We start from the raw sequence: 23251 nt of genomic DNA on the forward strand, positions 1-23251 counted from the left end.
CCGCGCTTTTTAGGCGTTGATAGCCTGACTAATATCCCTTATATTGCGTGCCATTCAGCAGTAAGACACATCATCTTGTGTTTCCCTCTTCTGGTAAACACAAGTCCGTGTTAACACCTACAGCCAGCATTTTATCGAAGTAGATACCCTAATTACGCATTGAGGCAGCCCGTCATGAATTCCATTTTGGTTACTAAGCGAGACGGTCGCAAAGAAGCGATCGATCTAGACAAAATCCACCGCGTACTCGACTGGGCCGCTTTAGGTCTAGACCATGTCTCTGTATCGCAGGTGGAACTTAAGTCACATATCCAATTTTATGACGGGATTCGCACCAAGGATATTCATGAAACCATCATCAAGGCAGCCGCCGACTTAATCAGTGAAGAATCACCTGACTACCAATATATGGCTGCGCGCCTTGCAATTTTCCACTTGCGCAAAATCGCCTACGGCCGCTTTACGCCGCCACATTTATTTGATCATGTAACTAAACTCACCGCTGATGGTAAATACGATAAACACATATTAGAAGATTACTCTAAGGCCGAGTTTGATCAATTAAACGCTTATATTAAGCATGACCGCGACATGAACTTTTCTTATGCCGCGGTTAAACAATTAGAAGGTAAATACTTAGTTCAAGATCGCGTTTCTAAGCGTGTTTTTGAAAGTCCGCAAATGCTTTATATCTTAATTGGGATGTGCTTATTCGCGGACTACCCAGAGGCTACGCGCCTGGATTACATCCAGCGCTTTTATGATGCGATCTCCACCTTCAAAATCTCACTGCCAACCCCGATTATGGCTGGCGTGCGTACCCCTAGCCGTCAATTCAGCTCATGCGTATTGATTGAATGCGGCGACTCACTGGACAGTATTAACGCCACGACTTCAGCGATTGTGAAATATGTATCACAACGTGCCGGGATTGGAATTAACGCGGGCCGCATCCGTGCGCTTGGTAGCCCAATTCGCGGTGGTGAAGCAGAGCACACCGGGATGATTCCATTTTTTAAATTATTCCAAGCTGCAGTTAAATCCTGCTCCCAAGGCGGTGTGCGCGGCGGTGCTGCCACCTTGTTCTATCCGATGTGGCACTTAGAGGTTGAGTCGCTATTGGTTCTGAAAAACAACCGCGGCGTCGAAGAAAACCGCGTGCGCCACATGGATTATGGTGTGCAAATTAACAAAACCATGTATCAGCGCTTAATCAAAGGGCAGCACATTACGCTGTTCTCGCCGCATGATGTGCCTGGCCTATACGATGCGTTCTTTGCTGACCAAGACGAGTTTGAGCGCCTATACGAGCAATACGAGGCCGATGAGTCGATCCGTAAGCGCTCCATTGCCGCCACTGAGCTATTTAGCTTAATGATGCAAGAGCGCGCCAGCACGGGTCGAATTTATATTCAGAACGTAGACCACTGCAACACCCATAGCCCATTTGATCCAGCGGTTGCGCCAATTCGTCAGTCGAATTTATGCCTCGAAATCGCACTGCCAACCAGTCCGTTAGATAACATTAACGATGACGATAAAGAAATTGCGCTCTGCACCTTGTCAGCGTTTAACTTGGGCGCGATTGATTCGCTTGATGAATTAGAAGAGCTTGCCGATCTTGCGGTACGTGCGCTTGACAGCCTGCTGAGCTATCAAGACTACCCAATTGAGGCCGCGCGCAATGCCACTATGAAGCGCCGTACCTTAGGCGTAGGCGTGATTAACTTTGCCTACTACTTGGCTAAGCATGGACTGAAATACTCCGACGGTTCGGCCAATGCTTTAACCCACCGTACCTTTGAGGCCATTCAGTACTACTTATTAAAAGCATCTAATCAGCTGGCTAAAGAGTTCGGCACTTGCACCGCGTTTAACGAAACCACTTACAGCAAGGGCATTCTGCCGATTGATACCTACAAGAAAGACTTGGACGCAATCTGTGCTGAGCCTCTGCACCTTGATTGGGAAGGACTGCGTAAAGAGATCGTTGAGCATGGCCTGCGTAACTCCACTTTAACCGCGCTGATGCCGTCTGAGACCTCGAGCCAAATCAGTAACGCCACCAACGGCATTGAGCCACCGCGTGGATTGGTAACAATCAAGCAATCAAAAGACGGCATCCTAAAGCAAGTGGTGCCTGAGTATGAAACCCTGAAAAACAGCTACGAAACCCTCTGGGCTATGCCTAATAACACCGGCTATCTGCAATTGGTGGGGATCATGCAAAAGTTTGTCGACCAAGCCATTTCAGCGAACACCAACTACGACCCTAAGCGCTTTGATGGTGGTCGCGTGCCCATGAATCAGCTGCTTAAAGACTTACTACTCGCCTACAAGTACGGCCTCAAAACGCTTTACTACCAAAACACCCGAGATGGTGCCGAAGATAACCAAAGCGATTTAGACGATAACTGCGCAGGCGGTGCGTGCAAGATTTAAGGAGTCTGGGCAGGCAAATAACCTGCCCTCATAAACTATGCCCTACAGTACTTTTTGCCAAAAAGACTCTAATCCCTTAGAGCAACCGATGTTTTTCGGTGACAACGTCAACGTGGCGCGTTATGACCAGCAGCGCTACCCAATTTTTGAGGCGCTGATTGAAAAGCAGCTGTCGTTTTTCTGGCGCCCAGAAGAAGTTGACGTGTCTCAAGACCGCTCGGACTATCGCAACCTACCCGAGCACGAAAAGCACATTTTTATCAGTAACCTAAAATACCAAACGCTGCTGGACTCAATTCAAGGTCGCAGCCCAAACGTAGCGTTCTTGCCGCTGGTGTCTATTCCTGAGCTAGAGACCTGGATTGAAACCTGGTCCTTCAGTGAAACGATTCATTCACGCAGCTATACCCACATTATCCGCAATATTGTCAATGATCCGGCGGAGATTTTTGACAACATCGTTAATAATGAAAATATCATTGAGCGCGCTGGCGATATTTCTAAATACTATGATGACTTAATTCAAAGTAGTCTGAACTATATTCGTGGCGACCGCTCAGGGCTGCGCGAAATTAAAAAGAAACTGTACCTGTGCATGATGAGCGTAAATATCTTAGAAGCGATTCGCTTTTATGTTTCCTTTGCTTGCTCATTCGCCTTTGCCGAACGCCGCCTGATGGAAGGCAATGCCAAGATTATTCGTTTAATTGCCCGTGACGAAGCTCTGCATTTAACCGGAACGCAACATATCCTTAATATTATGCAGTCAGGGCAAGACGATCCGGAATTTGCCGAGATCGCCAAAGAATGCGAAGCAGAATGCATTGAGATGTTTCGTCATGCCGCTGAGCAAGAAAAGAATTGGGCTAAATACTTATTCAAAGACGGCTCAATGATTGGCTTGAACTACGATATTTTGAGTCAGTACGTTGAATACATCACCAACCTGCGCATGAACGCGGTCGGCCTTAAACCAATTTTTGATGGCAAGTCGCAAAACCCCATCCCTTGGATTAATGCCTGGCTTGTGTCAGACAACGTACAGGTAGCACCGCAAGAGGTTGAAGTGTCATCCTATCTTGTGGGGCAGATTGACTCTGAAGTATCGGTCGAAGATCTCGGCGATTTTGAGTTATAAGCGCTAGCCAAGCGTTGAGCATAGATCCTAACTTATGCAGTATGCGTTAAGCGCATACTGCTCAGACGCACAGGATAAGCATGCAAATTATTACCCAAGACATGATCTTAGAGTTAGATCAAACTGAAGAAAGCCTCCTTGAAGCCCTTGAGCGCACCGGCCACCAAGTAGAATATCAATGCCGTAGTGGCTACTGCGGTGCCTGCCGGGTCGAACTAATGGCCGGCAGTGTGGCCTATGAAAAACCTCCTTTAGCCTTTGTTAAAGCGGATGAGATTTTACCTTGCTGTTGCCGTGTGTTAGAACCTTTAAAAATTAACGTTAACTTACGAAGTAAGAAAGCCGGCTAATCCCCTTTGCTCTCCTACTTCTTAGGAGTGCCCTATGAACCCTGCTGCACAAGCTGTGTTATCTTTTTGGCTAGATCCTGCTCACCAGCCATTTTGGTTTGCCAAATCAGAAACCTTCGATCAAACCATCGCCCAACACTTTTCCGCCACGTTAAAGCAAGCCGCTAGCGGTGAGCTGGCTCATTGGCGCAATACCGCTGAAGGTCGCGTGGCAGAAATTATTGTACTGGATCAGTTTTCCCGTAACTTACATCGCAACAGTCCACAAGCCTTTAGCCAAGACGCGATGGCTCTTGCCTTAGCCCAAGAGTTACTCATTCAGCCAGAGTTTAACTCTCTACCGCAAGTGCTAAGACGCTTTGCGCTCATGCCTTTTATGCATTCAGAGTCAGCACTGATTCACCAACAAGCAGTGCAACTATTTACCGAACTAGGTGATCCGCACACGCTCGATTTCGAGCTTCGTCATAAAGAAATCATTGATCGATTTGGCCGCTACCCACATCGCAATGAAACCTTAGGTCGCTTATCCACCGATGAGGAACTCGCCTTCTTAACCGAAGAGGGATCATCCTTTTAAAGTAATCCTGTTAGTTAATGTAGTGGGCGGCGCGCAAAAGCTGCTAACATCTGCCGTTTTGCGCTGAGCATTTTAGCCTTCTTATGTTTAACATTATTTTATTTGAGCCTGAAATTCCGCCCAACACTGGCAATATTATTCGTCTAGCCGCTAACAGTGGCTGCCAACTGCACTTGATTGAACCCTTGGGCTTTAACTTTGACGACAAACAATTAAGACGTGCAGGCATGGATTACAGTGAAGTGGCAGCAGTACAAATTCACCCTAACTTAGCGGCTTGTCTAGCGAGCTTAGGCGAAACCCGGGTGTTTGCCTTTAGCACTAAGGCTAACCATTCTTATGCTGAGGTCAGCTATCGTGCAGGTGATAGTTTTATCTTTGGCCCTGAAACCCGTGGACTCCCCCAAGAGGTGCGCGATAGCCTGCCGCCCGAGCAATTAGTGCGTCTACCCATGCTGGCTAATTCGCGCAGTTTAAATCTCTCAAACAGTGTAGCCATTGCCGTCTATGAGGCTTGGCGCCAGCTAGACTTCGCCCAGTAACGACTAAACGCTAGAGCCTACTACTCAGCAACGAGTAGCAGGCTCACTGCGAATTAATCAAACACCAAAACTAACTTACCATTCACCTGATTACCGGCTAATTCGGCAAATGCCTGTTTCGCATCACAGATTGAATACTGCCGACTCAGCTGTGGATTTAACTGCTGCTGAGCAAATAAAGGCCAGACTTGCTGCTCTAACTCTGCCAACAGTTTAGCTTTAAATGCATCATCCCGGGTTCTTAAGGTTGAGCCAATTAATTGAATGCGCTTACCCAATAACTGCGCCAAATCCAATTCAACCCGACGTCCCCCCATTAAACCAATATTGACCCAGCGCCCATCAAGCGCTAACCACTTCAGATTTTGCTGAGCATAGCTGGCGCCTACTGGATCTAAAATCACATCAAAGGGTGCAAACTCAGCTAAGCCCTCGACGCCATCATGGCGCACCACGCCGTCTACCGCGCCTAAATCTTTACAGTAAGCTAAACGTTCCGCCGAGCCTACACTCACATAGACCTGTAAGCCAAAGGCACGGCACAGCTGAATGGCTGCTGAGCCTACACCACTGGCACCAGCATGCAAGAGCACCTTCTCTCCCGCGCGGGCTTGCCCCAGTTGAAACACATTTAACCAAGCCGTGCTGTATACCTCTGGCACTGCTGCGGCCTCAATTAAACTCAGCCCTTGTGGCACCGGCAATACCAGTCGCTCATCTACTGCAACATACTCCGCCATGCCGCCACCAGTTAAGAGCGCACACACTTCATCACCCAGCTGCCAGCGGCTGCTATCACCGGCATCCACAATAACTCCAGCACACTCTAAGCCCAGCACTTCGCTAGCCCCGGGCGGTGGTGGATATAAGCCGGCGACCTGGAGCAAATCGGCACGATTTAAGCCGGCAGCCGCTACTTTGATTAATACCTGCCCTGTTTGCAGTACTGGTTTTTCACAGTTAACAAGACAAGGATGGCCATCAGTTGCTTGCAATGCTTTCATTCTAACTCCATATTGTCTGTATTCTTTTTAATGATCGGTATGATGTTGTACCTGAGATTTATCGACAAAGGAACTGTACGCAGTTCAGGTAACCTAACAATGCTACATTTGGCAAAGAAAAATATAAGTATGAAATATACGCTTGCACGAACGTCACTCGCCTTGCTGTTAAGCCTTAGCCTGCTGCCCAGCGCCTATGCCTTAAATAACAGTAAAAGCTGGGATTATTTAGCACCCGATCGCACTCAGCGTATTGCTAGTTTAAATATTACTGAACTGCTCAAACGCCATCACTACAGTAAAGACGTCGGCAATCAAGATCGCTCCAGCAAGATGTATGAAGGCTATCTAAAAATGCTGGATCCAGCGCGCATGTACTTTACCCAAGAAGACCTGAGCGAGTTTAAGCCTTGGAAAAAGAACTTTGCCAATAAACTTCGCGAGGGAGATTTAGAGCCTGGCTATTTTATGTATAAACGCCAGCTAACTCGCTTAGATCAATACTTAACTTTTGCTTTAGCTAAATTAGCCAAAGGGGTTGATAGTATCGACTTCACGCTAGATGAGTCCTTAGAAACGGATCGGGAAAAAGCGCCTTGGGCAAAAAATGAAGCCGAGCTTCAAGAGCTATGGCGTAAGCGCTTAAAAGATGAAGTGCTCCGCTTAAAACTCGCTTCAAAAGAGCCAAAAGCAATTGAAGAGCTGTTAACTAAACGCTTTAAAAACCAACAAAAACGCCTACAGCAAACCCGTAGCGAAGATGTGTTTCAAGCCTATGTTAACTCTTTCTCACAGACCTACGACCCCCATACCAACTACCTCTCACCCGATAATGCAGAAAACTTCGACATCAATATGAGCCTCTCGTTAGAAGGCATTGGAGCCGTACTGCAAGGTGATAACGAGCACGTTAAAATTGTCCGCCTAGTACCCTCAGGACCAGCCGATAAGAGCAAGCAGTTAGCACCTGCAGACAAGATTGTTGGCGTTGCCCAAGGCAATAAAGAAATGGTTGACGTGATCGGCTGGCGCCTAGATGAGGTGGTGAAGTTAATTCGTGGCAAAAAAGGCTCAACCGTACGTTTAGAGGTGATTCCTGCCAGTAATGCGCCAAACGATCTTTCCTCAAAAACGGTGACCATTGTCCGTGAGTCAGTCAAACTTGAAGAGCAAGCAGCACAAAAATCGATTTTAAATCTGGAACACGAAGGCAAACCCTTCAAGCTTGGGATTATTGAAATTCCAGCCTTTTACATTGACTTTAAAGCCTACCGCGCCGGTGACCCTAATTACAAAAGCACCACCCGTGATGTACGTAAGTTACTGGCAGAGCTGCAACAAGAACAAGTGGATGGCTTAGTGATTGATCTACGCAATAATGGCGGTGGCTCTTTACAAGAAGCCACTGAACTTAGCAGCCTTTTCATTCCACAAGGTCCTTCAGTGCTAGTGCGCAATAACGATGGTCGCGTTGATGTGCTTGAGGATGATAATAAAGGCGTGTTTTATCAAGGCCCTATGGCGGTCTTAGTTAACCGTTTATCTGCTTCAGCTTCAGAAATTTTCGCTGGGGCTATCCAAGACTACCATCGCGGACTGATTATTGGCGGCCAAACCTTTGGTAAGGGCACGGTGCAAACCATTCAGCCGCTCAATCATGGTGAGTTGAAATTTACCATCGCTAAGTTTTACCGTGTCTCGGGACAAAGTACTCAACACCAAGGAGTACTGCCCGATATTAGCTACCCAGCCGAGTACAACACCAAAGAAATTGGTGAAAGTGCGCTGCCTGAAGCCATGCCTTGGGACAGTATTAAACCTGCAATTAACCCGGGCCCAGATCCGTTTAAACCATACCTTAAGACATTAGAAAAGCGCCATGCTCAGCGCACCAAGCATAATCCTGACTTTGTCTTTAGTCATGAACGCTTAGCCCTCAGCAAAGCGCTAATGAAAGACACGGTAGTCAGCTTAAATGAGGAAAAACGCCGCGCTGAACAAGACAAAATTGATCAGCAACAACTGGCTATGGAAAATAAGCGCCGCTTAGCCAAGGGCGAAAAAGCCATGCAACTGAAAGAGCTGAAAAAAGAAGATGAAGACTTAGCGGCAGAACTTGAAAAAGAAAAGGAAAATAAGCAAAAGCCGGAAAAAGATGCGTTCTTAGTCGAGACAGGACATATCTTGCTCGACTGGCTAAGCCTGCATCAACAACAAGTCGCCAAACACTCGGCGAAGTAATAGCTAGCAAAAACCCGCCGTTTGATGGCAAGCGGCGGGTTTTTTATTACACGTAATTAAGCGTCAATTAATTGCTGCATCAGCTGCTGATAAAACAAACAAGCATCCTGATCGGCTGCAATGTCGCCTTGGCCTGTCGCATAAATATCCGCTAGTTTTTGGGCAGCCAAATAATGCCCAGCTTTAGCTGCTATTTTCCACCAATACACCGCAGTATTAAGGTCTGGAGCATTCTGCACAGTCCCTTGGGCAGCATTCTGTGCAACTTGATAAGCGGCCTTAGCATCGCCAGCCTCAGCTGCTATCTTTAGCAATCGCAAGCCTTCTTCCTTAGCTCCTAAGCCCTGCCCTTTAAACAGTAATAAGTGCCCATAAAAAGCAGTCGCTGCAGGGTGACCTAGCTGACTTTGTCGAGCAAACTGCATTTGCATCCACTGCCATAATTTAGGCTGTTTTACTGCCCATGTGTATTTAAATAAATGTCGTGCTACAAAATAGCCAACACTCGCCTTAACTTTTAGCCACATCGTAGAATTCGCCTCATGCTTTAGAAAATGCTGCATAGACCTGCTGCAACTGCGTCTGATGCCAAGCAGCTTGCTCAACAGAGTCAACGAAGGTTAACTCGGCATCGAGTTGCTGTAGGAAACTAAACCAACCCTGCTTAGGCAAGTAAGGTGGACGCTGACTAACCACCAACGCGCTGCGCAGTGGCTGTTGCTGTAACCAGTCGCGCTGCGTTAAATGCTCTAACAAGTAAGTCAATCGCTGCATAGCAGGCACTGGCAATGCCAGCTCAGTGATTAGCTGGCGATAGGTGAGGGTACGCTTTTGCTGCGCTGCCTGCGCCAATAATGCAAGCAATTCAGACATTTGCTGCACGAAAAGATTATTCGATAGTGACATTAGCTAAGCGCCGCAAATTACGCAGCACCACTTCACTGGCTTGACGCTCACCGGCTTCAATCATTTGCCAATAACTAGGACTAATACCTAATGCTTGAGCGAGTAACTCTGGCGTCAGCCCGGTTTTGTGGCGCAACTGAGCAAGGGTTAATGATTCTTGTGGCGCTGTTGCTTGACTAGGTGCTGGTGTAGCCATGGCAGCTGGCGCAACCGTGCTCTGACGCTGCCCTGCCGCTTTTAATAGCGCTTGATATTCGTCCCAAGGCAAAACCGCGTACTGTGGCTGCCCCTCTTGCATAATCACTTGAATATTATTCATCATTACCTCCCACTATTCAGGCTGAGTGCCTAACTAACCATCGGTGTAGATGGGCACACAACACTGACTAGATGCTAACTATTCAGCTGCCGGTGCTTGCTCTTTGGCAGCGGCTGATTTTTGTGAGGGAATATCTAATAACTCCACTTCAAAAATCAAAGTAGAGTTTGCTGGAATCGCCGGGGTTGGACTGCTAGCACCGTAGGCTAAATCGGCAGGAATAAAGAACTGATAACGCTCACCCACCTTCATTAACTGCAAGCCTTCAGTCCAACCTGGAATAACTTGGCGCAAAAAGAAAGTCGCTGGCGTGCCGCGCTCTACAGAGCTATCAAATACACTGCCATCAAGTAATTTGCCCGTGTAATGTACCGTTACACTGTCAGTTGCTTTCGGGCTCGCACCGCTGTCTTTAGCGGTTAGCACTTCATACTGCAAGCCACTGTCGGTGGTTTTAACCGAATCTTTTTTTGCATTTTCAGCTAAGAATTCTTGGCCTTTTTTCGCTGCTGCATCATTGAGAGCATTTTGCTTTTCTGCAGCGCGGTCCAAGGCAAATTGTAGCGCCTCATCTAATTGTTCTTGCGATAAACGGGACTCTTTACCAGCTAAGGCATCATCAATCCCCAAAGCAATAGCTTCTACACTCAAGCCATCAATCGGTGTAGCTAATAGGTTGCTACCAATTTGTAAGCCTAAGCCATAAGAAGCCTGCTGGGCTTTGCTATCTAATTTAGTGCTGGTGCTGGTCGTTGCTGACTGTTTCTGATCACAACCGACTAAAGCCACTGCACACAAACCAACGGCCACCGCTAGGCGAGAAAACTTCATAAATATTCCTTAACTCCAATTTAGGCATTAACTAAAAATCACAGGATAGAAAGCGATCTTAGCAGGAAAGTTCACTGAGGTTTACTGAAGCAAACGAATAGTTTAGGCGATGGCAGGCTAATGCGCAGGAAATTTACTGACTTAAAAACAAAAAAATCTGCACAAGGCAGATAGATTAAGTGTACTTAATTGATATTGAAATTGGTGGGTGATGACGGGATCGAACCGCCGACCCTCTGCTTGTAAGGCAGATGCTCTCCCGGCTGAGCTAATCACCCAATTTCAATTTATTCAACACTAGCAGTATTGAATTAAAATGGCGCAGTGGACGGGACTCGAACCCGCGACCCCCGGCGTGACAGGCCGGTATTCTAACCAGCTGAACTACCACTGCGCTGCTGGTACTCAAGAGTGGTGGGTGATGACGGGATCGAACCGCCGACCCTCTGCTTGTAAGGCAGATGCTCTCCCGGCTGAGCTAATCACCCTTGTCTCTCGAAGTGGTGCGTATACTAGTCTGCTAAATCCTTTTTGGCAAGCCCTAAATTCATTTTAATTGGTTTTTTATGTTTTTTACTCACTTAAAAGCATTTTTTCGCTTTTAGTTGGTGATTCGAGCCGAGGTTATAGATAATAGCTACTGGTTATTTTGGAGTTATCTTATGTGGTTTCGTAACTTGCTGGTGTATCGCTTCACCCAATCAGTTAACTTTGATCTGGAGCAGTGGGAGCAGGCCCTGGCAAAAAAACCCGCCCTCGCCTGTGGCAGCCAAGTGCTGACTACTTACGGTTTTACTGCCCCTTTCGGCAAAGCTGCAGATGCCCCACTGATTTATGCTAGCCAGCATTTTTTCTTGCTAGCAGCACAAAAAGAAGAGCGCTTACTACCCGCTAGCGTAGTTAAAGATGCAGTTAATGAAAAAGTGGAAGAAATTGAAAATGCTCAAGGCCGCAAGGTCTATAAAAAAGAACGCGATCAAATCAAAGATGAGGTCACCCTCAACTTCCTTCCGCGCGCCTTTATTCGTCGAAGCCGCACTTTAGCGGCGATTGATACCCAAGCCGGCTTAATTTATGTAGATGCTAGTAGTGCTAAAAAAGCCGAAGAGCTATTGTCCACTTTGCGTGAAGCTATAGGCAGCCTACCCATTCAACCCCTTGAGGCACAGCAAGCCACTACTGCTAGCTTTACTCAGTGGCTACAGAACATGCAGATTGGGCATGGTTTTAGCCTAAAAGACGAGTGTGAGCTGCGTGATACCGCAGAAGACGGTGGCGTTATTCGCATTAAACGCGAAGACCTGGGCAGTGAAGAAATTCAGAATCTACTGGCCGCCGGTAAAATTGTGACTCAGCTAGCACTCAACTGGGAAGAGAAACTGAGTTTTGTGCTAGACGACAAACTGGCAATTAAACGCTTAAAATTTGAAGACCTATTGCAAGAGCAGGCTGAACAAGATGGCGGCGATGAAGCCGCTGGACAGTTTGATGCTAGCTTTAACTTAATGATGCTGACCTTAGCAGAGTTTTTACCCCAGCTAATGCAAAGCTTAGGCGGTGAAGCGATTCATCAGCGCATCTAATCAGTGCCTATAAGCAATCAAAAAACCGAGCACAAGGCTCGGTTTTTTGATCAGCGTTTAATTTAACTATTAAACGTCGTAAGGATGGCGCAGCACGATCGTTTCGTTACGATCAGGGCCAGTTGAAACAATATCAATCGGTGTACCGATCAACTCTTCAACACGCTTGATATAAGCACGAGCGTTTTCTGGCAGCTCTTCCATGCAGGTAGCACCAATAGTCGACTCGCTCCATCCTGGCAACTCCTCATATACCGGAGTTAAGCCTTCGTAACTGTCAGCATCGGTAGGCGCTTCAATTTCATTACCTTGAGCATCTTTATAAGCCACGCAAATCTTAACAGTCTCTAGACCATCCAGTACGTCTAGCTTAGTTAAGCAAATACCAGAAATACTGTTGATCTCAGCTGTACGACGTAAAATAACCGCATCAAACCAACCGCAACGACGCGCACGTCCTGTAGTAGAACCAAACTCGTGGCCTTTAGTGGCTAAACGATGGCCGGTTTCACAAAATAGCTCGGTAGGGAAAGGACCAGAACCTACTCGGGTGGTATAAGCCTTGGTAATTCCTAGAATGTAATCTAAGTACAGCGGGCCAAAACCTGAACCTGTAGCGGTACCACCAGCCGTAGTACTCGAACTGGTTACATAAGGATAAGTACCATGGTCAATATCTAGCAATGAACCTTGAGCACCTTCAAACATGATGCGTGCACCTTGCTTGCGCAATTGATGCAAGCGCGCCGCAATATCAGCCATCATCGGCTTAAGGATATCGGCATAGGCTAAGGCTTCATCCAAAGTGGTTTGATAGTCAACCGGCTCAACCTTATAGTAATTTTCTAGCGTAAAGTTGTGCAGATCCATCACTTCTTTAAGCTTTAGCGCAAAGCGCTCAGGATTAAAGAGGTCACCAATCCGTAAGCCACGACGCGCTACTTTATCTTCGTAGGCTGGGCCAATACCGCGTCCGGTCGTTCCTATCTTACCCTCAACCCGCGCAGCTTCACGTGCCTGGTCAAGTGCCACGTGGTACGGCAAAATTAAGGTGCACGATGGGCTAATCCGTAACCGCTCACGAACCGGCACGCCCTTCTCTTCTAGTTTAGTGATTTCACGCATTAGTGCATCTGGCGCAACCACTACACCATTACCAATCATGCACTCTACGTTATCTCGCAAAATACCTGATGGAATTAAGTGCAGAACCGTTTTTTCGCCATCAATGACGAGCGTATGACCTGCGTTGTGGCCACCCTGAAAGCGTACAACGGCTTCGGCTTGATCGGTGAGTAAATCAACGATTTTACCTTTACCTTCATCACCCCATTGAGTGCCTAAAATAACAACATTCTTGCCCATTAATTTGCCTCTTTGCGCAAATAAACTGTCGTCGAAACGACACAGTCAGTCTGTCTCGACAGACCTCATTAATTAATCGGTTGAACCGTCCAGTCGCTGCCTTGCTTTACTAGCTGCTGCTTGCAATGTGCAGCTGCAGCATCGGCAACCGTCTGTCCAGATAAGGCTTGCACTACACGCACGCCCTCTCGGCGCAAGCGTAAAATGGTTTGCCAAAGCGCCGGATCAGCTTCCAATGGTGCCCAAACGCCTTCTAGCGCACTTGGTTGCACACCATTACCTAGGCTCACCAAGGTTTTTAAGTCGGTTGAAAATCCAGTGGCCGGGCGGGCACGTCCAAACACCGCGCCAATATCATCGTAGCGTCCACCTTGGGCGATTGATTGCCCAACGCTCGGTACAAAGGCGGCAAATACCACGCCGGTATGATAGTGATAACCCCGTAACTCACTGAGATCAAAATACAGTGGTAACTCAGGAAAACGTTCGGTTAAAGCATCAGCCACCGCAATTAACTCGCGTAACGCTTGCTGCACTTCCGCAGAAGCCGATTGCAGGATAGTTTGCGCAGCATTCAAAACTTCACGGCCACCGCAGAGCTGACCTAAGGCATTAAACATTGCCGCTAATTCAGGCGCTAAGTCAGCGGTTAAGGCCCGCACTTCACTTACGGCTTTACGCTGCAAGGCATCAAATAATTGCTCTTCAGTTATCGCTGAGAGCTGTGCAGCCTGCACTAATCCACGATAAATACCGACATGCCCTAAATCCATATGGACATCGGCCACTTTGACCGAGTCTAAGGTTTCTAGCATCAGGCTAATCACTTCAATATCCGCCGCTACGCTAGCATCGCCATAGAGCTCGGCACCAATTTGAATGGGGCTACGTGAAGTAGTCATGGCCCGTGGTTTAGCATGCACTACACTGCCAGCGTAGCAAAAGCGGGCAGGTCCTGCTTGACGCAGACTATGCGCATCAAGACGCGCTACCTGTGGAGTAATATCGGCGCGAAAACCCATTTGTCGGCCAGAGTGAGGATCTGTCACTTTAAAGGTACGCAGCGCAAGATCTTGACCTGCACCAGTTAATAAGGACTCCAGAAACTCAATATGCGGAGTCACAATAAACTCATACCCCCAAGCCCGAAACAGGTCTAAGACTTGACGCCTTGCTGTTTCTACTAAGCTTGCTTCTGTAGGCAGTACCTCTTCAATGCCATCTGGCAAGAGCCAACGCTCAACGGTTGCCATTCCACCTTCCTCTCTTGTTTGACTAACAATTTAGCCTATCGAATTCAGGATTTTTCACGCTGCATTTAATCAACAATTTCTGCTCTGGCTAACTTAAGTTAACTCGTCACACGCAAAAAAGCCGGGGTTTTCCCCGGCTGCTGCATCATAGCATGTTTTTTCTAGGTTTTTAGTGCTGTTCGATGACTGTCAAAAAATATTCAACGCCAACTCAGCCCATAACCTTGTAGCGCTTAGTGCTTAGCCTTATCTAAATACTGAAAAAACTCGCTATCAGGACTTAACACCAAGATATCGCTCTTGTCGCCAAAGCTCTCGCGATAGGCTTGCAAGCTACGAATGAAGCCATAAAACTCAGGATCTTGATTAAACGACTGGGCATAAATCGAAGTCGCTTTTGCATCACCAGCACCGCGCACCTCTTCGGCTTCACGATACGCTTCAGCCAAGATAACGCGGCGTTGACGGTCTGCGTCAGCGCGGATACCTTCAGCCAATTCACGACCTTTCGCACGGTGCTCACGGGCCTCACGCTCGCGCTCAGTGCTCATCCGCTCGAATACACTCAGGTTAACTTCTTTCGGCAAGTCAATTGCTTTGACTCGCACATCAATGACTTCAATGCCGAGCTCTTTACGCGCCATGCGATCTAAGGATGCAGTGATATCTGCCATCAATTCATCCCGCTGTCCTGAAACCACCTCATGCAGCGTACGTTTACCAAACTGGTCACGCAAACCGGCTTCTAATCGGCGTGATAAACGCTCATCAGCTACCTGTTTCGAACCTGAAGTACCGGTATAGAACCGCTCTGCATCTGCCACTCGCCATTTAGCAAAGGCATCCACCATGACCGCTTTTTTCTCTAAGGTTAAAAAGCGTTGAGTCGTAGAATCCAGTGTCAGTAAACGCCCATCAAACTTACGGACTTGGTTCATAATCGGAATTTTTACATGCAAACCCGGTTTCAGATCCGGCTCTACAACCCGTCCAAATTGCAGTAATACACCGCGCTCAGTTTGCGAGATGATATAAAAACTATTCATCCCAACGATCAGTAAAATAGCGGCTACTACTAAGCCCGCAATGCTCTTATTGCTCATTAGCGACGCTCCCTAACGCGTGTATTAATCGTAGAAGATGGCACCTCAACTGGAGCTCTTACATTGGAGCTAGAGGTACGCGGCGCTGACTCACTTGAATAACTATCACGTGGTGCGGCTTTTTGTTCCTGTAACATCTTATCCAGCGGTAAGTACAGCAAGCTGTTTTTACCCTGATCACCTGACATCAGTACTTTACTGGTGTTACCTAACACGTCTTGCATGGTTTCAATATACAAACGCTGACGGGTAACTTCAGGTGCTTTACGGTACTCAGCAACCAACTGATTAAAACGCTGCGCCTCACCTTCTGCACGGGCAATCACTTCATCGCGGTAACCATTGGCATCTTCTAGGATACGCTGCGCTTGACCACGGGCTTCTGGCACCACGCCATTGGCATAGGTTTCCGCTTGGTTTTTCTCCCGCTGTTCATCTTCTCGGGCACGAATCACATCGTCAAAGGCTTCCTGCACTTCACGCGGTGCCTGAGCATTCTGCACGTTAACCTGGGTAACCGTAATACCCGTCTGATATTGATCTAAGAAACGCTGTAAGCGCACCTTAGTTTCCTCTGCCAGCACCTCACGCCCTTCAGTTAGCACTTGATCCATCGCGGTAGAACCCACCACATGGCGCAATGCACTATCGGTAGCGTGCTGTAAACTAATCTCTGGCTGATCCACCCGCAATACGAAATCTTCTAGATTAGAAATCTTGTACTGTACGGTCAGTGGCACTTCAATAATGTTTTCGTCCTCCGTTAGCATCTGCCCTTGCTTACTGTAGGCACGCTCACGGGTTACGTTAGTTTGGTACTTACGATCAATCGGTGGGAAATAAATATGCAAGCCCGCACCGACAGTTTCATGGTATTTACCAAGACGCAAAATCACTGCTTGTTCTTGCTCATCGACCGAGTACACCGCTTGAGTTAACCAAAAGCCGACCAGTAATAAACCACCTAGCAGAAATACCGTTTTGCTGCTGCCGGGGCCTTTACGACCACCGCCACCACCGTTGCCGGTTTTTTTCTTACCAAAAATACTGGTGACATTATCTTGCAGCTTACGGAAAGCCTCATCTAAGTCTGGCGGTCCTTGACGATCCTTGTTTTTATCTTTATCAGATCTTGGTTTACCCCAAGGATCTTGGTCGTTTTTGTTCGAGTTACCACCCGGCTCATTCCAGGCCATAGCCTTCTCCACCTAACAAAAGTAATTTCAGTGCAGGGTTAACCCACACCCAGAAAATTTTCTAAATGATACAGAGACTTATCTCGCTACACACCCGTTTTCAGTGACTCTTTGTATATTCTTGTAAAAAAGTCTCGGCCGCTAGCCCTTCATGGCTTAATAAGCGATTCAGCTCCACTCGTGCAATTCGTATATCAACTACGCTTTGGCCCTGCTCGTCATAATGCTCCTGCACAATGGCTTGCAGATCAAACAGCTTAGCGCGCAAACGACTTAACTGTTGGGGCAAGACTAAGGTTGTAACCACCAAGTCATCGACCAACAACTCTTGCATAGCCTGAATCAGTAGCTCTATTCCCTGCCCACTTTGCGCCGACAACCATACCCGCTCAGGCTTCCCCTCGGCATTGCGCTGGATATGGGGTTCGATCTGCGTCAAGGTGTCAATTTTGTTATACACCTCCAGCAGAGTTACCTGATCAGCGTCAATCTCATGCAGCACCTCTAGCACCTGTTCGATTTGTTCTTGCCGCTCTTCAGCACCAGCGTCAATTACATGCAACAATAAGTCAGCGGCAGCCGACTCTTCAAGGGTGGCACGAAATGATTCGACTAGCTTGTGCGGTAAATGGCGAATAAAACCGACGGTGTCAGCTAAAGTAATCGCTCCTACATCAGCCAACTCAACACGCCTTACCGTAGGATCAAGGGTGGCAAATAACTGATCGGCAGCATAGACCCCAGACTCGGTCAGACGATTGAATAACGTTGACTTACCGGCGTTGGTATAGCCCACCAAGGATACAGCGGGCATTTCTGCTCGTTTACGCGCCCGCCGAGCCAAATCACGCTGATTACGCACCTTTTCTAAACGGGCTTTAATTTGTCGAACCCGTATCCGTAACAGACGACGATCCGTTTCCAGCTGGGTTTCCCCAGGACCACGCAACCCAATTCCCCCTTGCTGCCGACTCAGATCTGTACGGCTACGCACTAAACGGGTGCTGATATGCTCTAGCTGAGCCAATTCAACTTGCAACTTACCCTCATGGGTGTAAGCGCGCTGGGCAAAAATATCTAAAATTAAGCCAATGCGATCGATGACGCGGCAGCCCAGTGCCTGCTCTAGGTTACGCTCTTGGCTGGGCGTTAGGGCATGGTTAAAAATGACTAAGTCAGCCTCATACAGCTGCACTAACTGCGCGATCTCATCAACCTTACCCGCACCAATTAAAAAGCGCGCGGTAAATTGCGGGCGATGCACAGTAACAAAATGTGCTATGTGCGCGCCCGCTGATCTCACTAAGTCTTGAAACTCATCTGGATCTTCACGCGCTGCTGGATCGTAATTATCTAAATGAACTAATAATGCGGCTTCACGAACAGCAGCGTCAGCGTTACTCAATGAGACACCTCGGTAAAATTATTCAGCAACTTGCTCTTCATCAGCAGATGGCAAGCGAACTGGGCGGCTCGGTACCACCGTAGAAATAGCATGCTTGTAAACCATTTGGCTCACAGTATTTTTTAACAAAATAACAAACTGATCAAAGGATTCAATTTGGCCCTGTAGCTTAATTCCGTTTACCAAGTAAATAGAAACAGGTACACGCTCTTTACGCAGCGTATTTAAGTAAGGGTCTTGTAAGGTGTGCCCTTTTGACATGAGGCGTTACTCCTAAGGATGATTTATATAAGTGGCAAATAAACTATTGTATCCAAGCCTGCAGCTTACATGGTGGAAGCTTGGATGATTTTCAAGGCTGCAGATAAATTGTCTTTAGCTAAACTGTCTAACCAGTTCACTTCAGGCCAGCTTCTAAGCCAAGTAAATTGACGCTTTGCTAACTGCCGAGTGGCAATTATGCCGCGCTCTACCATTTCAGAATAATCATACTCGCCCTCTAAATACTTCCAAACCTGTCGATACCCCACAGATCGCATAGAAGGTAGCTCTAAATGTAAATCTGAACGCTGCCTGAGCGCTTCGACCTCTTCAATAAAGCCTTGTTCCAACATCAACTGAAAGCGTAAGGCAATTCGTTGATGTAACACAGCTCGTTCTTGAGGCGCTAATGCAATACAGGACACAGTATACGGTAATTGGCGCTGGCTGTGTGCTTGTTGCTGATGATGCTCGGTTAAGGTTTTTCCGCTGACTCGCCATACCTCTAGAGCCCGCATAATACGCTGTTTATCGTTCGCATCAATTCTTGCGGCCGCTGCCGGATCAATGCTTAACAATTGCTGATATAACTTAGCGAGCCCATCCTGCTCAATTTCTTGCTCTAATTGCTGACGCGTTGGCTCATCGGCTGGGGGCATATTGGCTAAGCCCTCTTGTAAAGCCTTAAAGTAAAGCATGGTCCCACCCACCAAGACCGGCAAGCGCCCCTGCTCGGTTGCTTGCTGCATCAAAGGCAGCGCATCCTGACAAAACTGAGCCGCCGAGTAACTTTCTAGCGGATCAAGAATATCAACCAGCTGATGGGGGTAACGTGCCAACAGCTTAGGCTCAGGCTTAGCTGTACCAATATCCATGCCTCGATAAATCAGTGCCGAATCGACACTAATCAATTCAACTGGCAAATACTCGGCCAAAGCAATCGCCAAGTCAGTTTTACCAGAGGCCGTGGGGCCGGCAATAAATACTGCCGGCGGTAAGGAGTGCGGCATGCTTAACTCTACTCGGCCAGCAAGCGGCTAACCGCTTGATCTTTAAACACACGCTGCAGCGCATCACTTAGCACTTCACTGAGCAGTTTTTCATTGGCAGCTGCACTAGGTGCGGTAGCAAATCCTTGACTCATGCTAGCAGCATAGCGTCCGCTGTAACGACGCCCACGGTTTTCTACGTCCACTTGGAAGGTTGCACTCACATTCGCCTTACTGCCAACGCCACTGCTAGCAGGAACCTTATAGGACAACTCTTTAAGGGTCAGCAATAACTGCGCGCCTTGATGTACTTGCACGCCTGGATTAAAGCCTTGGGCGCGTAACGCAACATCCGTTTCAGCTTGTAAACGAGGTAATAGTCGCTGGCCATCAACACGAATCAAGCTGGTATTTGGATACGCACCACCGCGTGAGCCAACCACATCAGTTGAGCGTCCATCCACCACCCGCACCTGTACCGCTTGGCCTTGGGCTACTCGTGCAAAATCAGCCTGAATCCGTGGCGCTGGAGTAATCTGCTGCGGACTTAGACCACAGCCCACTAACGCAAACGACAGCATTACCGCCAAAATTACTTGTTTTTTCATCGCGTACTCCATCCGATTAGTGACAGTCTTAGACGCACGTCAAACCGCGCGGCCAATCAGGCCAATCAATTAAAAATAACCTGTGCAAAGTATACCTAACTCCCGTGGCCACTGACAAAAAAGCACAAGCCGACCCTAGGTTTTATGCTAAGAAAGCGGCATTTACTACTTTCGACTAAACTTTTTTCCCAGACAATGATCGTTTTTTATATTTTCATCGCTATAATTGCTTCTATATTTTTAAAATATGACTTACCAGCCAAAATAGCGTGATGAGCCTCCACCAATGCTATTTTTCTAATGTAAGCCCTTGAAAACACACTGAATGATTGGGTGTTTTTAGTAGAATATCCTTACCTTAAGTTTCAACCTCATGACGAGTTACTAGGTATCTACACTATAGGTCCGCTATTCCATAAGATTGCGGGATACAGTTTCACAACTTCAAAAGAGTGTGGCAAACCATGAAAAGTTTGGCAGCAAGTTGTTCCACCAGCCCTCCAAGGCGTTGTTACTGAACAACCTAACAACCCCCTTTTTTTGTACAGTTATCTAACTGCTTTTCGGAGACAGGCTAATGGCGCAACACAATCAAACCTCTCTAGATGTACTTCTTATCGGTGCCGGCATTATGAGCTCAACCCTCGCCGTGCTATTAAAAGAATTGGATCCCAGCTTACGCTTAGAAATCGTTGAGCAGATGCAAGATGGCGCTTTAGAAAGCTCTAATCCATGGAACAACGCAGGTACCGGACATGCTGCACTGTGCGAACTTAACTACACACCACAAGCAGCTGATGGCAGCATTAACATTAGTAAAGCATTAGATATTAACGCCAAATTTGAAGAGTCTAAGCAGTTCTGGGCACACCTAGTGGAAACCGGCACCTTCGGTAATCCACAAACCTTTATCACGCCTGTACCGCACCTTAGCTTTGTTAACAACCCCAAAGATATCGACTTTCTACAAAAGCGCGCCGAGCTATTAAAACAGCATCACGCCTTTGAGCATATGGAGTTCACCACCGATCACTCCCAATTGCGCCAATGGATTCCATTAATGATGGAAGGTCGTAACGCTGATGAAACCTTAGCTGCGACTCGCGTAAAAGGCGGCTCAGATGTCAACTTTGGTGGGCTAACCAAGCAACTCTTAGCCTACTTAACCCAGCAACCTGAAGCGGCCCTTAGCTGTAATGAGCGCGTGATTAAAATTGAGCGTCAAGGCGAGCAATGGAAAGTCACCACTAAAAATTTGCAGTCAGGCACTAAGCGCACCCTATTAGCTAAGTTCGTCTTTTTAGGTGCGGGCGGTGGCGCACTGCCCTTGCTGCAAATGTCTGGCATCCCTGAAAGTAAAGGCTACGGCGGTTTCCCAGTGAGTGGCCAATGGCTACGCTGCGACAACCCTGAAGTTGTCGAAAAACATCGCGCTAAAGTCTATAGCCAAGCTTCGGTGGGTGCCCCCCCCATGTCGGTCCCTCACTTAGATACCCGAGTAGTGGATGGTAATACTTCATTACTATTTGGCCCCTATGCTGGCTTCACCACTAAGTTCTTAAAATTTGGCTCCTTTACTGACCTGCCACTTTCCATCCGTCTAGGCAATATTGGGCCGATGCTCTCTGTCGCCAAAGACAATATGGATCTGACTCGCTATCTAATCAGCGAAGTTATGCAGTCGATGGATCAGCGTTTAGAATCGTTGAAAAAATTCTATCCAACCCTCAATAAAGCCGACTGGCGTTTAGAAGTGGCAGGCCAACGCGTCCAAATCATTAAGAAAGACCCTAAAAAAGGTGGCGTATTACAGTTTGGTACCGAGCTGGTTGCCTCACAAGATGGCTCCTTAGCCGCACTGCTAGGTGCTTCACCTGGTGCCTCAGTGACGGTTTCGATCATGCTTGAGCTGCTCGAACGCTGCTTCCCAGAGCAACTACAAAGCGCAGAGTGGCAAGCGAAGCTTGCGACGATCTTCCCCGCGCGCTTAGAAGCACTAAAAACCGATGCCGATCTTTATCGCAGCACCCAAGCACGCTCTAATCAGCTGCTCGGCCTAGACGCATAATCACGCGTTACAGCTGCTTAGTAACATAAAAAAGCCCAAATTCATTACTGAATTTGGGCTTTTTATTAACTAGCAATCGCTGCTAAATAAGCGATCACTAGAGTTTAGGCGATTACAGACGTAAACCACCATCTACTTCCAGCACACGACCGGTGAAGTAGTTGTTTTCAAAGATATAAGCGACTGAGTGAGCGATATCCTCCGGCTTACCCATACGACGTAATGGAATACCTGAAGTCATCTTATCTAGCGCTTCCGGTTTCATACCTAAGGTCATTTCGGTTTCGATAAAGCCTGGTGCTACCGCACCCACACGAATTCCATAACGTGCTAATTCTTTAGCCCACACTACAGTGTCAGCCGCTACTGCTGCTTTAGCCGCAGAGTAGTTAGCTTGACCCATGTTACCTGCACGTGAAATTGAAGAAATATTAACGATGGTGCCTTCCGCTTTAATTTCGATCATTTTCGCTGCTACTTCACGGGTACATAAGAATACGCCAGTTAAGTTAACATCGATCACCGCCTGCCAGTTAGCGAGTGACATCTTAGTCATTTCGCCATCACGCACACGAATAGTTAAACCATCACGCAAGATACCAGCGTTGTTCACTAAACCATTTAACGTGCCAAAATCCGCTACCACCTGATTAACCATTTTGGTTACATCTTCTTCGTTAGCGACGTTACAGATATAAGCGCGCGCCTGGCTACCTGCAGCTTCACAGGCTGCTACAGACTCGTCTAAACGCTCTTGGTTTAAGTCAACTAATGCTAACTTGGCGCCCTTACCTGCAAGGTAAGCACCCATCGCGCGGCCAAGGCCTTGACCACCACCAGTAACAATAATGACCTTATCTTTAAGTTCCATTGCGATTCCTTAAGTTAATGTTGTGAATAATAGCGTCAGTAGGCAATTACCTTTGATACTGCACATGCCTTGACTACTGAATGTATATGGCGCTGTATTTTGCTTAGCACAAGCCTTATGCCCGCAGCAGCCGGAAAAATTATCAAGTATCATAGCACTGTTTATTTGACTCAGTTAATCATTAATACCTAAGAAT

The 23251-nt window shown here is 47.4% G+C and carries 22 protein-coding genes and 3 tRNA genes; 8 read left to right on the forward strand and 17 right to left on the reverse strand.

What is annotated here, in order from left to right; genetic code table 11:
- The first annotated feature begins 174 nt into the window (after nucleotides 1-174).
- The 5 genes from nrdA (at nucleotide 175) to AKN87_RS06145 (ending at nucleotide 5052) form a co-directional block, all read left to right on the forward strand.
- A complete protein-coding gene (nrdA, locus tag AKN87_RS06125; RefSeq protein ID WP_053102813.1) occupies nucleotides 175-2442 on the forward strand; it encodes a class 1a ribonucleoside-diphosphate reductase subunit alpha in 2268 nt (755 codons plus the stop codon).
- 37 nt (nucleotides 2443-2479) lie between these two features.
- Nucleotides 2480-3580: a class Ia ribonucleoside-diphosphate reductase subunit beta gene (gene nrdB / locus AKN87_RS06130; protein ID WP_053100295.1), complete on the forward strand. Its 1101-nt coding sequence runs from the start codon at nucleotides 2480-2482 to the stop codon at nucleotides 3578-3580.
- Nucleotides 3581-3660: 80 nt separating this feature from the next.
- Nucleotides 3661-3930 carry a class I ribonucleotide reductase maintenance protein YfaE gene (yfaE, locus tag AKN87_RS06135; RefSeq protein ID WP_053100296.1) on the forward strand — a complete coding sequence of 90 codons (270 nt, stop codon included), beginning with the start codon at nucleotides 3661-3663 and terminating at the stop codon, nucleotides 3928-3930.
- Nucleotides 3931-3964: 34 nt separating this feature from the next.
- Nucleotides 3965-4510 carry a DUF924 family protein gene (locus AKN87_RS06140; protein ID WP_053100300.1) on the forward strand — a complete coding sequence of 182 codons (546 nt, stop codon included), beginning with the start codon at nucleotides 3965-3967 and terminating at the stop codon, nucleotides 4508-4510.
- Between the two features lie 83 nt (nucleotides 4511-4593).
- Nucleotides 4594-5052 (forward strand): tRNA (cytidine(34)-2'-O)-methyltransferase, encoded by a 459-nt coding sequence (locus tag AKN87_RS06145; RefSeq protein WP_053100301.1) that lies wholly within the window; start codon nucleotides 4594-4596, stop codon nucleotides 5050-5052.
- Nucleotides 5053-5105: 53 nt separating this feature from the next.
- On the opposite strand, the gene AKN87_RS06150 is transcribed toward AKN87_RS06145, so the two are convergent.
- Nucleotides 5106-6056, reverse strand: a complete 951-nt coding sequence (locus tag AKN87_RS06150) for an NAD(P)H-quinone oxidoreductase (RefSeq protein ID WP_053102814.1) — start codon at nucleotides 6054-6056, stop codon at nucleotides 5106-5108.
- A 129-nt stretch (nucleotides 6057-6185) separates the two neighbouring features.
- On the opposite strand from AKN87_RS06150, the gene AKN87_RS06155 reads away from it, so the two are divergent.
- Entirely contained in the window at nucleotides 6186-8297 is a 2112-nt protein-coding gene (locus AKN87_RS06155) for a carboxy terminal-processing peptidase (protein WP_053102815.1), read from the forward strand.
- 56 nt (nucleotides 8298-8353) lie between these two features.
- On the opposite strand, the gene AKN87_RS06160 is transcribed toward AKN87_RS06155, so the two are convergent.
- The 7 genes from AKN87_RS06160 to AKN87_RS06190 all read right to left on the reverse strand — a co-directional run bounded on the left by AKN87_RS06160 (nucleotide 8354) and on the right by AKN87_RS06190 (nucleotide 10841).
- Complete coding sequence (locus tag AKN87_RS06160; protein WP_053102816.1) at nucleotides 8354-8824, reverse strand: hypothetical protein; 471 nt, start codon at nucleotides 8822-8824, stop codon at nucleotides 8354-8356.
- Nucleotides 8825-8837: 13 nt separating this feature from the next.
- Nucleotides 8838-9170 (reverse strand): hypothetical protein, encoded by a 333-nt coding sequence (locus AKN87_RS06165; protein WP_053104799.1) that lies wholly within the window; start codon nucleotides 9168-9170, stop codon nucleotides 8838-8840.
- Nucleotides 9171-9186: 16 nt separating this feature from the next.
- On the reverse strand, nucleotides 9187-9522 hold the full coding sequence (locus AKN87_RS06170) for a helix-turn-helix domain-containing protein (RefSeq protein WP_053102818.1): 336 nt from the start codon (nucleotides 9520-9522) through the stop codon (nucleotides 9187-9189).
- Between the two features lie 78 nt (nucleotides 9523-9600).
- Nucleotides 9601-10353 carry an FKBP-type peptidyl-prolyl cis-trans isomerase gene (locus AKN87_RS06175; protein WP_053102819.1) on the reverse strand — a complete coding sequence of 251 codons (753 nt, stop codon included), beginning with the start codon at nucleotides 10351-10353 and terminating at the stop codon, nucleotides 9601-9603.
- A gap of 202 nt (nucleotides 10354-10555) precedes the next feature.
- Nucleotides 10556-10631 (reverse strand) — tRNA-Val (locus AKN87_RS06180).
- Between the two features lie 39 nt (nucleotides 10632-10670).
- Nucleotides 10671-10747: transfer RNA gene (locus AKN87_RS06185), tRNA-Asp, on the reverse strand.
- 18 nt (nucleotides 10748-10765) lie between these two features.
- Nucleotides 10766-10841 (reverse strand) — tRNA-Val (locus AKN87_RS06190).
- A 174-nt stretch (nucleotides 10842-11015) separates the two neighbouring features.
- Between AKN87_RS06190 and rdgC the strand changes: the two genes are divergently transcribed.
- Nucleotides 11016-11936, forward strand: coding sequence for a recombination-associated protein RdgC (rdgC, locus tag AKN87_RS06195; RefSeq protein ID WP_053102820.1), 921 nt, complete (start codon nucleotides 11016-11018; stop codon nucleotides 11934-11936).
- 69 nt (nucleotides 11937-12005) lie between these two features.
- Here rdgC and AKN87_RS06200 read toward each other — a convergent pair whose 3' ends face one another.
- From AKN87_RS06200 to AKN87_RS06235, 8 genes are all read right to left on the reverse strand, one after another.
- Nucleotides 12006-13301: an adenylosuccinate synthase gene (locus AKN87_RS06200; protein ID WP_053100329.1), complete on the reverse strand. Its 1296-nt coding sequence runs from the start codon at nucleotides 13299-13301 to the stop codon at nucleotides 12006-12008.
- 68 nt (nucleotides 13302-13369) lie between these two features.
- Nucleotides 13370-14554 carry an ATP phosphoribosyltransferase regulatory subunit gene (locus AKN87_RS06205; protein ID WP_053102821.1) on the reverse strand — a complete coding sequence of 395 codons (1185 nt, stop codon included), beginning with the start codon at nucleotides 14552-14554 and terminating at the stop codon, nucleotides 13370-13372.
- Nucleotides 14555-14787: 233 nt separating this feature from the next.
- A complete protein-coding gene (gene hflC, locus AKN87_RS06210; RefSeq protein WP_053100332.1) occupies nucleotides 14788-15657 on the reverse strand; it encodes a protease modulator HflC in 870 nt (289 codons plus the stop codon).
- On the reverse strand, nucleotides 15657-16853 hold the full coding sequence (gene hflK / locus AKN87_RS06215; RefSeq protein WP_053102822.1) for an FtsH protease activity modulator HflK: 1197 nt from the start codon (nucleotides 16851-16853) through the stop codon (nucleotides 15657-15659). The genes hflC and hflK overlap by 1 nt, the downstream gene beginning before the upstream one ends.
- A gap of 100 nt (nucleotides 16854-16953) precedes the next feature.
- Nucleotides 16954-18258 carry a ribosome rescue GTPase HflX gene (gene hflX / locus AKN87_RS06220; RefSeq protein ID WP_053102823.1) on the reverse strand — a complete coding sequence of 435 codons (1305 nt, stop codon included), beginning with the start codon at nucleotides 18256-18258 and terminating at the stop codon, nucleotides 16954-16956.
- A gap of 18 nt (nucleotides 18259-18276) precedes the next feature.
- Nucleotides 18277-18519, reverse strand: coding sequence for an RNA chaperone Hfq (gene hfq, locus AKN87_RS06225; RefSeq protein WP_053100337.1), 243 nt, complete (start codon nucleotides 18517-18519; stop codon nucleotides 18277-18279).
- Between the two features lie 65 nt (nucleotides 18520-18584).
- Entirely contained in the window at nucleotides 18585-19529 is a 945-nt protein-coding gene (gene miaA / locus AKN87_RS06230; protein WP_053102824.1) for a tRNA (adenosine(37)-N6)-dimethylallyltransferase MiaA, read from the reverse strand.
- Nucleotides 19530-19537: 8 nt separating this feature from the next.
- A complete protein-coding gene (locus AKN87_RS06235) occupies nucleotides 19538-20116 on the reverse strand; it encodes a YajG family lipoprotein (RefSeq protein ID WP_064496085.1) in 579 nt (192 codons plus the stop codon).
- Nucleotides 20117-20693: 577 nt separating this feature from the next.
- On the opposite strand from AKN87_RS06235, the gene mqo reads away from it, so the two are divergent.
- Complete coding sequence (gene mqo / locus AKN87_RS06240; protein ID WP_053102826.1) at nucleotides 20694-22184, forward strand: malate dehydrogenase (quinone); 1491 nt, start codon at nucleotides 20694-20696, stop codon at nucleotides 22182-22184.
- Nucleotides 22185-22296: 112 nt separating this feature from the next.
- Here the strand turns inward: mqo and AKN87_RS06245 are convergent, their stop codons facing one another.
- Entirely contained in the window at nucleotides 22297-23055 is a 759-nt protein-coding gene (locus AKN87_RS06245; protein ID WP_053100342.1) for an SDR family oxidoreductase, read from the reverse strand.
- Between the last annotated feature and the right edge of the window lie 196 nt (nucleotides 23056-23251).

The organism is Thiopseudomonas alkaliphila (assembly GCF_001267175.1).
In the GTDB taxonomy this organism is placed as follows: domain Bacteria; phylum Pseudomonadota; class Gammaproteobacteria; order Pseudomonadales; family Pseudomonadaceae; genus Oblitimonas; species Oblitimonas alkaliphila.

What these genes read in the sequence shown, in the direction of transcription:
- hflC (WP_053100332.1), bottom strand. Translation starts at nt 15,657, where the DNA reads ATGAGCAATAAGAGCATTGCGGGCTTAGTAGTAGCCGCTATTTTACTG.
- miaA (WP_053102824.1), bottom strand. Translation starts at nt 19,529, where the DNA reads ATGCCGCACTCCTTACCGCCGGCAGTATTTATTGCCGGCCCCACGGCC.
- AKN87_RS06160 (WP_053102816.1), bottom strand. Translation starts at nt 8,824, where the DNA reads ATGTGGCTAAAAGTTAAGGCGAGTGTTGGCTATTTTGTAGCACGACAT.
- AKN87_RS06205 (WP_053102821.1), bottom strand. Translation starts at nt 14,554, where the DNA reads ATGGCAACCGTTGAGCGTTGGCTCTTGCCAGATGGCATTGAAGAGGTA.
- AKN87_RS06175 (WP_053102819.1), bottom strand. Translation starts at nt 10,353, where the DNA reads ATGAAGTTTTCTCGCCTAGCGGTGGCCGTTGGTTTGTGTGCAGTGGCT.
- AKN87_RS06235 (WP_064496085.1), bottom strand. Translation starts at nt 20,116, where the DNA reads ATGAAAAAACAAGTAATTTTGGCGGTAATGCTGTCGTTTGCGTTAGTG.
- mqo (WP_053102826.1), top strand. Translation starts at nt 20,694, where the DNA reads ATGGCGCAACACAATCAAACCTCTCTAGATGTACTTCTTATCGGTGCC.
- nrdB (WP_053100295.1), top strand. Translation starts at nt 2,480, where the DNA reads ATGCCCTACAGTACTTTTTGCCAAAAAGACTCTAATCCCTTAGAGCAA.
- AKN87_RS06155 (WP_053102815.1), top strand. Translation starts at nt 6,186, where the DNA reads ATGAAATATACGCTTGCACGAACGTCACTCGCCTTGCTGTTAAGCCTT.
- AKN87_RS06145 (WP_053100301.1), top strand. Translation starts at nt 4,594, where the DNA reads ATGTTTAACATTATTTTATTTGAGCCTGAAATTCCGCCCAACACTGGC.
- AKN87_RS06140 (WP_053100300.1), top strand. Translation starts at nt 3,965, where the DNA reads ATGAACCCTGCTGCACAAGCTGTGTTATCTTTTTGGCTAGATCCTGCT.
- yfaE (WP_053100296.1), top strand. Translation starts at nt 3,661, where the DNA reads ATGCAAATTATTACCCAAGACATGATCTTAGAGTTAGATCAAACTGAA.
- rdgC (WP_053102820.1), top strand. Translation starts at nt 11,016, where the DNA reads ATGTGGTTTCGTAACTTGCTGGTGTATCGCTTCACCCAATCAGTTAAC.
- hfq (WP_053100337.1), bottom strand. Translation starts at nt 18,519, where the DNA reads ATGTCAAAAGGGCACACCTTACAAGACCCTTACTTAAATACGCTGCGT.
- AKN87_RS06150 (WP_053102814.1), bottom strand. Translation starts at nt 6,056, where the DNA reads ATGAAAGCATTGCAAGCAACTGATGGCCATCCTTGTCTTGTTAACTGT.
- AKN87_RS06165 (WP_053104799.1), bottom strand. Translation starts at nt 9,170, where the DNA reads ATGTCTGAATTGCTTGCATTATTGGCGCAGGCAGCGCAGCAAAAGCGT.
- AKN87_RS06170 (WP_053102818.1), bottom strand. Translation starts at nt 9,522, where the DNA reads ATGAATAATATTCAAGTGATTATGCAAGAGGGGCAGCCACAGTACGCG.
- hflK (WP_053102822.1), bottom strand. Translation starts at nt 16,853, where the DNA reads ATGGCCTGGAATGAGCCGGGTGGTAACTCGAACAAAAACGACCAAGAT.
- nrdA (WP_053102813.1), top strand. Translation starts at nt 175, where the DNA reads ATGAATTCCATTTTGGTTACTAAGCGAGACGGTCGCAAAGAAGCGATC.
- AKN87_RS06245 (WP_053100342.1), bottom strand. Translation starts at nt 23,055, where the DNA reads ATGGAACTTAAAGATAAGGTCATTATTGTTACTGGTGGTGGTCAAGGC.
- AKN87_RS06200 (WP_053100329.1), bottom strand. Translation starts at nt 13,301, where the DNA reads ATGGGCAAGAATGTTGTTATTTTAGGCACTCAATGGGGTGATGAAGGT.